This is a genomic window from Paenibacillus sp. FSL R10-2199, assembly GCF_038000235.1.
Classification (GTDB): Bacteria; Bacillota; Bacilli; order Paenibacillales; family Paenibacillaceae; genus Paenibacillus_AQ; species Paenibacillus_AQ phytohabitans.
Genome location: NZ_JBBOBO010000001.1, coordinates 5606492 through 5619468, shown reverse-complemented (window position 1 = coordinate 5619468; position 12977 = coordinate 5606492). Strand labels below are relative to the sequence as shown.

Sequence of the window (12977 nt, the reverse complement as noted above, 5' to 3'; positions counted from 1 at the left end):
GCCATGATTGGCGGTGTTTTTTTTAACAAACAATCTAATTAGATAGTTGTAAAATAACAAACGTAATGATATTATGTCTATATAAAAACAAACAAAGAATGTGGTGATCCAGTTGTCAGAAGGAAATGAAGCGATCCGGATTTCGGAGAAATTCTGGAATGCTTCCATTGCAGAATTGAAGCAGGGCTATACCTGTGAAGGTGACGGACACCTGGCTGTGTTCCATTGTCTGGTCTGCGGTGAGCAGTTCGAGAAGGGTATTATTTATAAGGATGGGGACCGATTCTATGAAGCTGAGAGGTTCGCAGGCCTGCATGTAAAGAGCACGCATGGGGGGATGTTCACTTGGCTGCTTACGCTGGATAAGAAGCTGACCGGATTAACGGAGCTGCAGAAGGGTCTGCTGCAGGCCTTCCGTCAAAGCCTCAGTGACGCTGAAGCTGCCAAAGAGCTGGGAATCGGCAGCACGTCCACCGTCCGCAATCACCGGTTCACCCTTAGGGAGAAGGTGAAGCAGGCCAGGCTGTTCCTGGCTGTAATGGAGCTGGCCGAAGAGAAGCCGGGGGCTTCATCCCCTTTTGTCAGTATTCCGCGTACGGCTGTGATGGTTGATGAACGGTTCGCCATTACTGAACAGGAGAATACCGAGATATTGGGTGCATATTTCAAACAGGGCCTGGACGGCCCCTTGTCAGAGTTCCCGAAGAAACAGAAACGCAAAGCGGCAATTCTGCGGCATTTGATCCAGCGTTTTGAGACGGGACGCGAGTACAGTGAGAAAGAAATTAACGCCGTGCTGGAATCGGCTTATCCCGATTATGTGACGCTGCGGCGCTACCTGATCGATTACGGACTGCTGGACCGCGAAGATGACGGAAGCAGCTACTGGGTGAAATTATAGCAGAAGCTTATGGAAGAATAGATAAGCTAACGCAGATGAGAAGGAGAGACAAGAGAATGGATAAATCAAGACGCAAAGAGCTGGGATATAATTATGCGCACACGCACAGGCCGATGGGGGTATACAGAATTGTAAATACCGGCAACGACAAAGCGTATGTAGGAAGCAGCCTGAATCTCGACGGGGTCTGGAACAAGCATAAGTTCATGCTGGATATCAACAACCATGACAACAAGGAGCTGCAGGCCGATTGGAATAAATATGGTGAGGCCGGATTCTGTTTTGAGGTATTGGAGCAGATTAAGCCTGAAGAAGATTTCGTGGCAGATGTACAGGAATTGAAGAAATACCGCAAAATGCTGCCGGAGCTGGAGACCAAATGGCTGGAGCAGCTGTCTCCTTACGGGGAGCGGGGTTATCATAAGGAGAAGGTAAACCGGGAATGAATTTCATCAGCGCCTGTGCTAAAATAAGGGCAAACAGCAGGTGCTGGCGAATGGAGCGGGGTGTATGGCTATATTATCTTGGCTTGCAGAACAGAGAATTCAGGAGGCCATGCGCAGCGGAGAGTTTGCCAATCTGCCGGGGCATGGCAAGCCGCTGGAACTGGAGGATCTCTCGGGAGTGCCTGAGGATCTGAGGGTGTCCTACAAGATCATGAAGAATGCAGGGCTGCTCCCGGAGGAAGTCTCTCTGCGTGCGGAGTGTGTAACCCTGGAAGAATTGCTGGCCGCCTGCCATCGCAGCGGGAACAGCGATAGCGGCGAACGCAAGGAGCTGGAATCCAGGCTGTCCCTCAAGCGCCTGCGTCTTCAGGTCCTGCTGCAGGAACGCGGACTGGACGGCAGTGCGGCTTATATGGATTACGGCGATAAGATCCGGCAGCGCCTTGAAGGAATGGACGAGTAAGGAATATGTAGGAGCAGCCTCCAGTTCGAAGAACTGGGGGCTGTTATCTATATTACATTGAAGAGTTTTACGGCAGAGGAGTATAGATATAGAAACCGCGCTCTTCGTGAATGATGCCTTGCTCAGCGAGTGCCAGGACTGCCTCGACCAACTGATTCGTATTAAGAGTAGAAGCTTGGGCTAAGGCAGAATGGAGTTCTGCGGAGTCTGACGGAAGGTGGAGCTTGTCTATCAGTATGCGGTCAAGGACAACTCCTTCTGCCAGATTGGCATAACTGGAGAGGAATGCCCGGCTCACGCTGGCAGACCCGCCCTTCAACTCAAACTCAGTATATAGATTCCCAACTATAAAAGGCGCGGATTCGAGATTGACCAGTCTCTTAACAATCCATGATGAGGAAGGATCTGTTCCGTTCTCTTGCAGGCTGTAAGCAGTAGGTGTACCTATATCTATCAGATCAGACTGGCTGAGCGGATTCGGCAGAGAAGAATTGCTCTTCAAACGGAGGATATCTTCATCCAGCAATCGTAGATTCTGCGTCAGTCCGTATTTTGCCAGCTTGACTTGCAGCGTGTACGCGTCAATCTGTGTGGCCGCCGCAGCGGGCTGCTCATCTGCCAATGACCACAGCAGGGTGAAGCCTCTCCCGGGTTCATAACTATACAGCCATTGCTCCAAAGTACTGCCGATACTGTTAGTGGGCCAAACGATGCTTGCGAGAAGGAATGACTGCGTGCCTGTATCCGCGGTAGAAGCGTAGAGTCTCTCAAGCTTCAATTCCGTATGAGGGGACAGTTCAGTATCCGCGGAGCTATAATTAGAAGGAATCTGTGTCTCCAGGCTGCCGTCTCGCAGAAGAAAACCATGATGAAAGATGAATTGCAGCTGCTGCTTAACTTTGTCCCCTGAAGAGACTGACATTGCATAAGGCTGGGCTTCCGGCGAAAAAACGGGCGTGGGCTCCGGGACGGGATGCACGGCAGGAATAAAGGTCTGGCTGCTGGCGTAAACGGGGGAGTTGGCGGTATCTTTTGGCGTACACCCGCTTAGTGCATTTAACGCCAAAACTGACATAGAAATGAATCTGATCACTTTTATAATCTTCATATGGCTGAACTCCTTGATATCCGGGCCGGTTTCGACCAAGATAATGAAATGGATATAGCTGATTAAAGGTGTTAATTCCAATTATACCTAATTTGTAGCGGATGATGGAGAGATGAAATGAAGCAGCTTCCAATTATGCAGGTGCTCCCTGACCTGAAAAGAATACTTACAGATACTACTGCAGCAATACTGATCGCCGAGCCGGGAGCGGGTAAGACCACAGGGACCCCTCCGGCTTTTTTGGACGAGCCTTGGCTGGCCGGCAAAACCATTCTCATGCTGGAGCCCAGACGTCTGGCAGCCCGTTCGGCGGCGGCTTATATGGCTTCCTGTCTCGGGGAAAGTGTCGGTCAGACGGTCGGATACCGGATGCGGATGGATACCAAGGTGGGCAGGAATACGCGTATTGTTGTGGTTACAGAAGGTGTATTAACGAGAATGCTGCAAAGCGATCCTTCGCTAGGTGATGTCGGACTCGTGATTTTCGATGAATTTCATGAGCGGAGCCTGCATGCTGATCTGGGGCTGGCGCTGACGCTCGAAGCGCAGAGTGTATTGAGGGAGGATCTGCGCATTCTGGTGATGTCGGCGACACTGGATGGTGAGCGGGTATCGGCTCTGCTTGGCGGGGCGCCGGTAGTCAACTGTCCGGGACGGACGTATCCGGTTGAAACGGTGTATGTACCGGGCCCCGACAAGATCTATCCCGAGCTAGCGGCGGCCGCAGCCGTGCGCCGGGCACTTACCGAGCAGCCGGGGGATGTACTGGTCTTCCTGCCGGGCGAACGGGAGATCCGCCGGACGGAGCAGGAGCTGGCCTCCGGAGGTCTTCCGGAGGGAACTGTGCTGCGTCCGCTCTACGGCCAGCTGCCGCAGCAGATGCAGGAAGCAGCGGTCGCAGCGGCTGTACCGGGAGAACGCAAGGTCGTTCTGGCGACATCCATCGCCGAGACCAGTCTGACGATTGAAGGTGTGCGCACGGTGATTGACACGGGTCTTAGACGGACCCAGGTGTTCTCTCCGCGCACCGGCATGCCGCGCCTGACCACGGTGCCGGTCTCGAAGGCCTCGGCGGATCAGCGGCGCGGCCGGGCCGGCCGCACGGCGCCGGGTGTGTGCTACCGGCTGTGGAGCCGGGAGGAGCATGACCGCCTTCCGGACGATAACGTGCCGGAGATTATGGAGACCGACCTGGCGCAGCTTGCCCTGGAGCTGGCGCTGTGGTGCGTGCCGGAGCCCGGAGCGCTCGCCTGGCTCGATGCGCCGCCTGCCGCGCCTTACGCGCAGGCCACGGCGCTGCTGCGCCAGCTCGGCGCGCTGGACGCCGGCGGCGCCATTACGCCGCACGGCCGCAGCATGGCCGCGCTCGGCGCGCACCCGCGCATCGCGCACATGCTGCTGCGCGCGGCAGACCTTGCAGCGGCGCCGCTCGCGGCACTGCTCGCGGCGCTGCTGCAGGAGCGGGACCTTTTCAAGGGTCCCGCGGCACTAAGCAGCGACCTCACGCTGCGCGTGGAGGCGCTGCTCGGGTCCGGGCGCTCCGCTGCCGGCGGCGGAGCGGACCCGGCGGCCCTTCGCGCGGTGCAGCGCGAGAGCCGGAACTTCCTGGCGCAGCTGCAGGCAGCGCCGGGCGGACCGCCTGACAACATCAGCCTCAGCGGGCTGCTGTTGTCGTTCGCCTATCCCGACCGCATCGGGCAGAAACGCGGCGATGGCGCGTTTCTCCTCTCCGGTGGCCGGGGGGCGGCGATGCGCGAGGGCCAGCCGCTGGCGCGCTCGCCCTATATTGTGGCGCCCGGCGTGGATGACCGTGCCGGGCAGAGCCGGATCATGCTTGCCGCAGAGCTCTCCGAGCAGGATCTGCTGAAGCATCATGCGGACAGCCTTCTTGAAGAGCGCGAAGTCTACTGGGACAACGAGAGCGGAAGCGTGAAGGCGCGCAGAGTAACCCGGCTGGGCGCGCTCATCCTGAAGGAGACGACGCATGAACGCGCAACCGCAGAAGAGACGGAACACGTACTGCTGAAAGTGATTGCTGCAGAAGGGCTGGAACGGCTGCCGTGGGACAAGGGAACCCTCCAGCTGCGCCAGCGGATGGGCTTCCTTCATACCTTGCGGGCGGACTTTCCGGATATGTCCGATGCTGCGCTGTGCGATACCCTGGACGAGTGGCTGGCCCCGTATATCCACGGAATGCGCAATTTGCGCGATCTGCAGCGTGTGAATCTGACGCAGGCTTTGGAGAGTATGCTGGACTGGAACAGCAGGCAGACGCTGAATAGAGAAGCGCCCACACATATTACCGTGCCTAGCGGTTCGCGTATTCCACTGGATTACAGCAATCCGGGATCTCCGGTATTGGCCGTCAGGCTGCAGGAAATGTTCGGGCAGACCGATACGCCGAGGATTGGCGGAGGGAAGATTCCGGTGCTGCTGCATCTGTTGTCTCCGGCCAGAAGGCCGATGCAGGTGACCTCAGACCTGGCCAGCTTCTGGCAGGGCACTTATTTTGAGGTCAAAAAAGATTTGAAAGGCCGCTATCCCAAGCACTACTGGCCGGATGATCCGCTGCAGGCTATTCCAACCAACCGCACCCGTCCGTCAAAATAAACATTCTTGCATATTAACGCAAATTAACCCGCAAAGAATTGGAATCGCTGTTTGGCACACCTGTGAATGGGTAATACAATAGCGAACGACAATTTCGAAGGAGGGCTTCAAGTGACAGATAAAATCGTAGGTGTATTCGACACAGAACAAGAAGCGACCAGAGCAATTGAAAGTTTGCAGAGCCAAGGGTTCACTAACGACGATATTTCAGTAATTACACGGGATCGTGATGATTTAAAAAGCATTTCCGAGGATACAGGAACGATGGCGCCGGAAGGGGTAGCAACAGGAGCGGCAACCGGGGGCGTAGTCGGCGGAATCACAGGATTACTTGCAGGAATCGGCGCACTCGCTATCCCGGGGATAGGACCGATTCTCGCAGCAGGTCCCATTGTAGCCACTTTAACAGGTGCTGCAATCGGCGCAGGTGCAGGCGGACTCGTGGGCGGATTAATCGGACTCGGCATTCCGGAGGATGAAGCGCGTGATTACGAAGGATACGTGGACAGCGGCAAAATCCTCGTCCTCGTTGACGACAACGGCCGGGGCAGGGATATCCATAATGTTTTCCGTGGCAACAGTTCCCTTAACGCAAGCCGTTATGACAGCCTTTATGCCGACGATACCGTAAACAGCACATTGGCAGACCGTGGACCTACGAATCCCGATATTATTCCTGAGGATACAAGGGTCGGCAACACGCTGGGCAACAGAGGCGCGATGAACGCCGACAGCGATCCGGATCTCTATAACCGCGATAAATTCTAAATGAGCAAATTGGCTCAACATGATTATAAATAATAACAAGGACTGCCTTACAGGAGCATTTGGCCTGGGGCAGTCTTTGCTTTGGGGAGGGATATAAAGCAGATATCGTCTAAGAGTCCGTAGGGTCTATGAATTTCCCGGCTTATCTGAAGTGATTTTTGTACCGTCTGCTGCGGTGCTGTTAAGCGTTTTGGTCATTATATAATCAGTCTGTTCCTCATCACCCATATAGAAACAATGCGTACCGGTCTGGACAAACCCCATTTTTGTATAAAAAGCAATCGCACCCCCGTTTCGTTCCCACACGCCCAGCCAAATTTTATCGATATTCCGCTCAACCGCAATTGCTATGGCTTTATCAATCAGATATTTTCCAAGTCCCTGATTGTGAAAAGGCCTCCTGATATAGATCCGCTCGATTTCAAGCGAATGGTTACCCATATTTTCAGATTGGGCCTCATTCGTGTTTACCTTCAAATACCCGGCAAGCTCGCCTTTGGAGTAGATGAAATAGAATTCAGAAGCGCTATTAGATAACTCAGTATTTAATTGCTCCAGGTTAAAGGCTTTCTCTAAATAGGCTTGCATAACTTCCGCTGAATTTTGATGCTCAAATGTATCCCTGAAGGTCTCAACACTAATGTCTTGAAGCAAGCCCAAATCGCCGGCCGAGCACTTTGTTATAGTTATACTCATTTATGATTCCTCCTTATCTCAAACATTCTTCCGTTATTACAACTACCCTGTATAGGCTGAACTTCAGAGACTAACGACACTAACTGAAATCCTGCACGAAATACATCATTCCCGGCAGAATATAGAGTATATTCGAAAATTGTTGTAGAAAAAGCAGCATTTCCCTGTGTTTGAGCGGCTATGCGTGGTCGATTCTTGTATTTCATACAACAATCTTTACGAATCACCTTGGATCAAAACATACAAGTTGCAATTTGTACAACATTTAGGACTGTTCGCTCGTGTAATCTTGCCGTGTCTGCTGCAGCCCGCAATATTATTTTGACAGGGTGGTAAAAAAATAGTACATGATTTATGTTGCATTTACAACAATAAATCTGTGAAGTGAAGTGAAATTTCAATACATGAAAAATTCACATTAGAAACTCCAGCATTAAAAAAAAGCAAAGTACCAAACAAAGAACACAAACAGACAAGGGAAGCAGACGAGAAAAACATACAAAGAAAAACATACAAAGAAAAACAGATGGAGAAAAACAGACGAGAAAGACACACAAACAAAAACAGACCAAGAACACACACAAACTAAACCCGGCTAATTAAAATAAAAAAGAAGGACGAAATCAAATGGATAAAATAACTCAATGTAGAGCAGCAGTAGACCAGTAGTGGATTGACAGAAGAACAACAGAACACCAGCAGAACACCAGCAGAAAACCAACAGAAGATCAATAAAAGAACAACAGAACACCAGCAGAAGACCAACAGAAGACCAAAGAAAAAAACCAAAAAACTTGTTGATATAATATCACTATGTGAAAAATTCATAATAGTTTGATTAGATTGAAAATCTCACCATCTATATTTACTTTAAATAACTTCTCAATAAATAGATCCCTATAAATAAACTCCCAAATTAAAAATTCATAATGAATAAGTCCAGTCAGTACAGGTATCCAGATGCAAGAAACATGAAATACCCGACCTCTTAGGGTGATCAAGATGGAACTGACCAATTCTATATTTCGTCACCCTTAACTTTGCGGGCTCTTCATGACTAATCAACTGTAATGCGGACTGAGATTCCGCTGTTAATTCTGGCTAAATACAGGGGCATGCGGACTGAGTGATTCCGTTAAACATTCTGAAATGCCCCGATTTTTACTCAAATGAACAAGATAACGGAATGTCAGTCCGCTTGAGCAAGCAAGGCCACTTTGCTAACTTAATCGCTATAATTCTGCAAATTCATCATATGAAAAATTCACAATAGAAATACTAAAAATGCCACCACATACCTATCCACTCACACTCCTTAGACCAAACTAGCCACGTACCTATCAAACTTTTCGAACCGGAAAAAGGAACCTTTAATTCAAACCCTTCCGATATCCTGAATTTTTACTTGGGCATTACTTGTTGTGAATGATGGGAAATAGGGTTTATACTAGGGATACAAGTAAGTCATAACAAACTGTAAACAACCCTATCAAACAATTCATATCAAAGAATCCATATCAAAAAAACACCCAGGAGGTGTCCTATGGCGTTTATGATTGCCCAGCGGGCGTTTATAAAGGTATATCTGATTACTATGGTGGAACAGCACAAAGGATACGGTTATCAGATGCTGGAGGATCTGCGGAGAGATTTCAAAGCGTATGGGTATTCTCCTCCCCAAAGTGAAATTTACCGTGCGCTGCATGAATTAGTGCAGCAGGGGATACTTTACCGCACGAAGCAGCTAAAGGGCAGTGATCCCAAAGTTGATTTCCAGGAAATTGTTCTATACCATTTCACTGCCGACGGGGAGGAGAAGGCCAAGCTGTACAAAAAACAGGTAAAGACTGATCTGGACCGCTGTCTGGGGATACTGAATAAGGCGGTAGCAGACAACTTCTGAAGCTGATCTATTGGATCGCTATTCCGCCCGTAACTCAGGAATCCTCTTCTTCGGTATCCTGGCCCGGAGTGGTGACAGGTGAGCTTGCACTGCCGTAATCCTCGACAGCTTCCCAGGCTCCGGCATCATCGAATCTCCCGCTATGCTCCTGCCGTCCCTGGCCCGCGCCGGAAGGCGGCGGAGTCATGACTTCTTCTTCCACGGGACGCACGTCCGAATTCCGGCTGGACGGGGCATATTCAACGGCGTAACGGGTGTAGGGGATGGCTTCAAGACGTTCATAAGGAATTTCTTGTTTGCTGATTTCGCAGATTCCATAAGTACCGTCTTCGATCCGCTGAAGGGCAGCTTCGATATCGGTTAATTCTTCAGAAAGTGAAGTGTTGATGGACAGGTCACGGCTGCGTTCAAACGTTTCGGTTCCTGTATCGGCAGGGTGGTTATCGACTGAAGAGAGTTCTCCCGTAGAGAGTGTGAGTGAATCACCCAGCAGGCTGTCTTCAGCCCCGTTGCTGGAGAAATGCTGTTCCAGTTCTGTTTTGCGCTCCTCAAGTAGCTGCCGGAGCTTAGTCAACTCTGATTTTGATAAGTGGCTCATCGGGTCATCTTCCTTTCGGGTGTGTGTAGTAGTTATACTGTTGTAATCTTTCCTTACCCTATTGTCCCGGAGTGCAATCAGCAGGCTCCGTTCTGCTGAAATGCAACTTTAGTGATGTTTTCAGGTTGCTTTCACCCTGTTATAATAATTACTGCCGGATGAATGCAGCATAACTTTGGAGGTTACTTAAATGGACGAACATATGAAACGCCGGTTGGACAAGCAAAGAAAGCTGTTCAGCCAGCTCGGAATTACCCTGGATGCACTTACTATTCATGAGAAGGAATTCAGCATGAAGCTTCGCGGTTACGATGCCGAGGAAGTGGATACGTTTCTGGATAGTGTAATTAAGGATTATGAGCGGTTCTATGCTACCATTGCCGATCTGATGGATAAGTGGCAGGAGCAGCAGATTGAAATGAAGGAGTTGAAGGCCGAGACCAAGGCAGCAACAGCACCTGCTCCGGTTATCAAAGGGATCGATCCGCTGGATTTGGAAGAAATTATTATTAAACTGGAAGCCAATGTACGGCAGCTCAAGGACAGATTGCCGCGCACAGAAGGATATTTGTAGGGCTGCACACCTGGAAACCGGTCTGCTTGTTAACCTTTGCTCCAGCCTTTACAATTATAGGGAATGCAGTATATTATAACGCAAGATGGGGGTTGGACCATTGCCGGAGAAGCATGCGTGGAGCTTGAAGATCCGTGGCAAAATCGCACTTGGATATGTCATCATTTTATTAATGCTGGGGCTGTTTCTGGTTATCGTCTCCAACAGGATTACCAGCCTGGAGAAAGAAACCGTGTTTCTGAGTGACCATGATATCGAGGTTCATGAACTTACATATCAAATTGAAAAAAATGTACTGGATATGGAGACCGGGCAAAGGGGATACGCCCTTACCGGGGACGAGTCTTACCTGGAGCCATATAACAACGGTCTTGTAGAATGGCGGATTAATTTCGCGAAGCTAAACGGTCTGATTATAGATAATCCGGAGCAAGTGGGGAACCTGAATAACATATCAGATAATATTGAGAAATGGATCGATGAGGCCGGCCAATATGTAGTTGATCTGAAGCGGAATGGCCAGGATGAGACTGTAAGTGCTTTTTTTCGCAATGATGCAGGTAAAATTGTGATCGATGCGATTCGCTCGCAATCCGATTACTTCCGCGATATTGAACGCACGCTTACCAATGAGCGTATTAACAATCTAAAGGACAGCAACCATAAGCTACTCATTACGATGTACATTCTTTGGGGCCTCGTAGCCCTATTAGCCTCACTCATTACCTATCTGCTCTCAGCCAGCATTGTGAATCCTTTGCACAGTGTGATCCGGGCCATAAACGAAATAGCCGGCGGAGGGAATAAGTCAGAGCGCATCAAAGTGAAGACGTTTGATGAGATCTATGAATTGGGAGAAGCGACCAATGGCCTGCTGGACACTGTGCAGCGGGATCAGTGGAACAGCGAACAGCTTACTTCGATGTCTATTGCACTGCAGGAAACGACGGATATGGCTGCTTTGTGCCGGATCTTTATCAACCGCCTGTCGCTGATGCTGGAAATGCAGTACGCCACTATATTTGTGCTTAACCGGGATGAGCTTTTTGAGCGGAGGTACTCCTATGCGGGAGCCGAGAACAAGGAAGCCCGTTTAAGCGGAGATCTCGTTCAGCCTGGAGCGGGTTTGATCGGTCAGTGCGCATTGGATCAGCGGGTTAACATTATCGAGCATCTGCCGGAGGATTATGTTTATATCTCTTCCGGGCTGGGCAGGACGGCTCCGCGGTTTGCGGTCATCGCTCCGATTGTTTTTGAGAACAAGACGGTGGCGGTGCTGGAGGTTGCTGCGCTTACACGGTGGGCTCCTTATCACTTCGAGCTGCTGGATGAATTGCTCCAAATGATGGGCGTGACCGTCAATTCCGTAATGACACGGATGGAGATTCAGAAGCTGCTGCATGATTCACAGGTTATGAATGAAGAGCTGCAGGTGCAATCCGAAGAGCTGCAGGTACAGTCGGAGGAGCTTCAGGTACAGACTGAGGAGCTGCAGAACCAGACCAGTGAATTGCTGACAGTGAACAAGGAGCTTGAGGATCAGAAGTCTGTGGCAGAGAACGCAGCAATAGAGCTGGAGCGGTACAATGAACAGCTTGAGCTAAGCTCCCGCTATAAATCGGAGTTTCTGGCCAATATGTCACATGAACTGCGCACACCGCTCAATAGCATGCTGATTCTCTCACAGCTGCTTACGGAGAACCGCAATCATACATTGACAGAAGAAGAACAGGGGTATGCCTCAGTAATTTACAATTCCGGCAGTGATCTGCTGAGTATGATTAATGATATTCTTGATCTCTCCAAGGTGGAAGCCGGCAAAATGCTGGTGGAAATGGATGCCGTTAATCTTACTGAGCTGCCGTCCCTGCTGCAGGGTTATTTCGGTAAGCTCGCTGAGGGAAGGAATTTAGAATTTAAGGTGACCATCGGCGCGGAGGTTCCCGATCTGTTCTTCACCGATGAAATGAGGATGCATCAGATCCTGCGTAATCTGCTGTCCAATGCGTTCAAATTCACACAGCATGGCTCAGTCTCTGTGGATGTCCATAAGCTGGATTCCTACTCGTATATGAATTACGCCATGAATGAATCCTTACTGTCCTTTGCTGTAAAAGATACGGGTATCGGCATTTCGGCGGAGAACCGCGAACTGATCTTTGAGGCCTTCCGTCAGGCTGACGGGACGACTGCGCGCAGATTCGGAGGAACCGGATTAGGGCTATCCATCTCGCTACAGTTAGCCAAGCTGCTGGGCGGACATATCAGCCTGGAGAGTGAAGAGGGTGCAGGCAGCACGTTCACGCTCTATCTTCCATGCCGTGAGCTGGACAGCGGGGAAGAGCCTGATAGCCTCACGGGGCAGACCCAGGCTGCAGCAGCGTCTGAACAGGCAGAGTCTGTCCGGTGGGAGACGCAGGTCAACAGCAAGGATTTACTGTTTGAAAAGGAGTTCCAGAAGCTTCAGGGCAGAACTGTGCTGATTGTAGATGATGATGCACGTAATATTTTTGCACTGCAGAAGGGCCTGGAGCCTTATGAAATGAATATCCTCACTGCCCAGACAGGTTACGAGTGTCTGCAGATGGTCAGAGAACAGCCTGACTTGGATATTGTATTGCTTGACATCATGATGCCGAATCTCGATGGCTACGATACCTTGTCGATTATCCGGGAAGAACTATTACTCACAGAGCTTCCGATCATTGCGATTTCAGCCAAGACTATGAAGGAAGACCGTGAACGCTGTCTGACTGCAGGAGCAACAGATTTCATAAGCAAGCCTGTAGTAATGAAAGATGTAGTCAGCCGGATGTGCCGGTGGATCCAGGATGGCGTATAGAAGTTGATTTTGCATACTAAAGAGCCGTGAAGTAAACCATTTATTGGTTTCTTCCCGGCTCTTTTAAT

Annotated in this window: 11 protein-coding genes; 8 read left to right on the top strand and 3 right to left on the bottom strand. The window is 50.4% G+C overall.

The features are described 5' to 3' along the window. Positions 1–106: 106 nt before the first annotated feature. The 3 genes from NYE33_RS24575 (at position 107) to NYE33_RS24565 (ending at position 1810) form a co-directional block, all read left to right on the top strand. Positions 107–901 (top strand): DUF2087 domain-containing protein, encoded by a 795-nt coding sequence (locus tag NYE33_RS24575; RefSeq protein ID WP_341068746.1) that lies wholly within the window; start codon positions 107–109, stop codon positions 899–901. Positions 902–957: 56 nt separating this feature from the next. Beyond that, positions 958–1347 carry a GIY-YIG nuclease family protein gene (locus NYE33_RS24570; protein ID WP_042136930.1) on the top strand — a complete coding sequence of 130 codons (390 nt, stop codon included), beginning with the start codon at positions 958–960 and terminating at the stop codon, positions 1345–1347. 64 nt (positions 1348–1411) lie between these two features. Next, entirely contained in the window at positions 1412–1810 is a 399-nt protein-coding gene (locus tag NYE33_RS24565) for a DnaJ family domain-containing protein (RefSeq protein WP_341068001.1), read from the top strand. Positions 1811–1877: 67 nt separating this feature from the next. Here the strand turns inward: NYE33_RS24565 and NYE33_RS24560 are convergent, their stop codons facing one another. Then, positions 1878–2918, bottom strand: a complete 1041-nt coding sequence (locus tag NYE33_RS24560) for a hypothetical protein (protein WP_341067998.1) — start codon at positions 2916–2918, stop codon at positions 1878–1880. A gap of 117 nt (positions 2919–3035) precedes the next feature. On the opposite strand from NYE33_RS24560, the gene hrpB reads away from it, so the two are divergent. Both hrpB and NYE33_RS24550 read left to right on the top strand, forming a co-directional pair. Beyond that, positions 3036–5528 (top strand): ATP-dependent helicase HrpB, encoded by a 2493-nt coding sequence (hrpB, locus tag NYE33_RS24555; protein ID WP_341067996.1) that lies wholly within the window; start codon positions 3036–3038, stop codon positions 5526–5528. Positions 5529–5639: 111 nt separating this feature from the next. Then, positions 5640–6296: a general stress protein gene (locus NYE33_RS24550; RefSeq protein WP_341067994.1), complete on the top strand. Its 657-nt coding sequence runs from the start codon at positions 5640–5642 to the stop codon at positions 6294–6296. A 126-nt stretch (positions 6297–6422) separates the two neighbouring features. Here NYE33_RS24550 and NYE33_RS24545 read toward each other — a convergent pair whose 3' ends face one another. Beyond that, entirely contained in the window at positions 6423–6992 is a 570-nt protein-coding gene (locus NYE33_RS24545) for a GNAT family N-acetyltransferase (protein WP_341067990.1), read from the bottom strand. A 1543-nt stretch (positions 6993–8535) separates the two neighbouring features. Between NYE33_RS24545 and NYE33_RS24540 the strand changes: the two genes are divergently transcribed. After that, positions 8536–8895, top strand: coding sequence for a helix-turn-helix transcriptional regulator (locus NYE33_RS24540; RefSeq protein WP_039292873.1), 360 nt, complete (start codon positions 8536–8538; stop codon positions 8893–8895). Between the two features lie 34 nt (positions 8896–8929). On the opposite strand, the gene NYE33_RS24535 is transcribed toward NYE33_RS24540, so the two are convergent. Continuing rightward, a complete protein-coding gene (locus NYE33_RS24535; protein WP_042136935.1) occupies positions 8930–9493 on the bottom strand; it encodes a TraR/DksA C4-type zinc finger protein in 564 nt (187 codons plus the stop codon). Between the two features lie 190 nt (positions 9494–9683). Between NYE33_RS24535 and NYE33_RS24530 the strand changes: the two genes are divergently transcribed. Together NYE33_RS24530 and NYE33_RS24525 are read left to right on the top strand one after the other, a co-directional pair. Next, positions 9684–10067 (top strand): DivIVA domain-containing protein, encoded by a 384-nt coding sequence (locus NYE33_RS24530; protein ID WP_042136936.1) that lies wholly within the window; start codon positions 9684–9686, stop codon positions 10065–10067. 85 nt (positions 10068–10152) lie between these two features. Continuing rightward, the gene (locus NYE33_RS24525) at positions 10153–12909 is read left to right on the top strand and encodes a CHASE3 domain-containing protein (RefSeq protein WP_341067989.1); all 2757 of its coding nucleotides are present in this window, start codon (positions 10153–10155) and stop codon (positions 12907–12909) included. The last annotated feature ends 68 nt before the right edge of the window (positions 12910–12977 follow it).

What these genes read in the sequence shown, in the direction of transcription:
- NYE33_RS24570 (WP_042136930.1), top strand. Translation starts at nt 958, where the DNA reads ATGGATAAATCAAGACGCAAAGAGCTGGGATATAATTATGCGCACACG.
- NYE33_RS24565 (WP_341068001.1), top strand. Translation starts at nt 1,412, where the DNA reads ATGGCTATATTATCTTGGCTTGCAGAACAGAGAATTCAGGAGGCCATG.
- NYE33_RS24560 (WP_341067998.1), bottom strand. Translation starts at nt 2,918, where the DNA reads ATGAAGATTATAAAAGTGATCAGATTCATTTCTATGTCAGTTTTGGCG.
- hrpB (WP_341067996.1), top strand. Translation starts at nt 3,036, where the DNA reads ATGAAGCAGCTTCCAATTATGCAGGTGCTCCCTGACCTGAAAAGAATA.
- NYE33_RS24545 (WP_341067990.1), bottom strand. Translation starts at nt 6,992, where the DNA reads ATGAGTATAACTATAACAAAGTGCTCGGCCGGCGATTTGGGCTTGCTT.
- NYE33_RS24540 (WP_039292873.1), top strand. Translation starts at nt 8,536, where the DNA reads ATGGCGTTTATGATTGCCCAGCGGGCGTTTATAAAGGTATATCTGATT.
- NYE33_RS24535 (WP_042136935.1), bottom strand. Translation starts at nt 9,493, where the DNA reads ATGAGCCACTTATCAAAATCAGAGTTGACTAAGCTCCGGCAGCTACTT.
- NYE33_RS24530 (WP_042136936.1), top strand. Translation starts at nt 9,684, where the DNA reads ATGGACGAACATATGAAACGCCGGTTGGACAAGCAAAGAAAGCTGTTC.
- NYE33_RS24525 (WP_341067989.1), top strand. Translation starts at nt 10,153, where the DNA reads ATGGGGGTTGGACCATTGCCGGAGAAGCATGCGTGGAGCTTGAAGATC.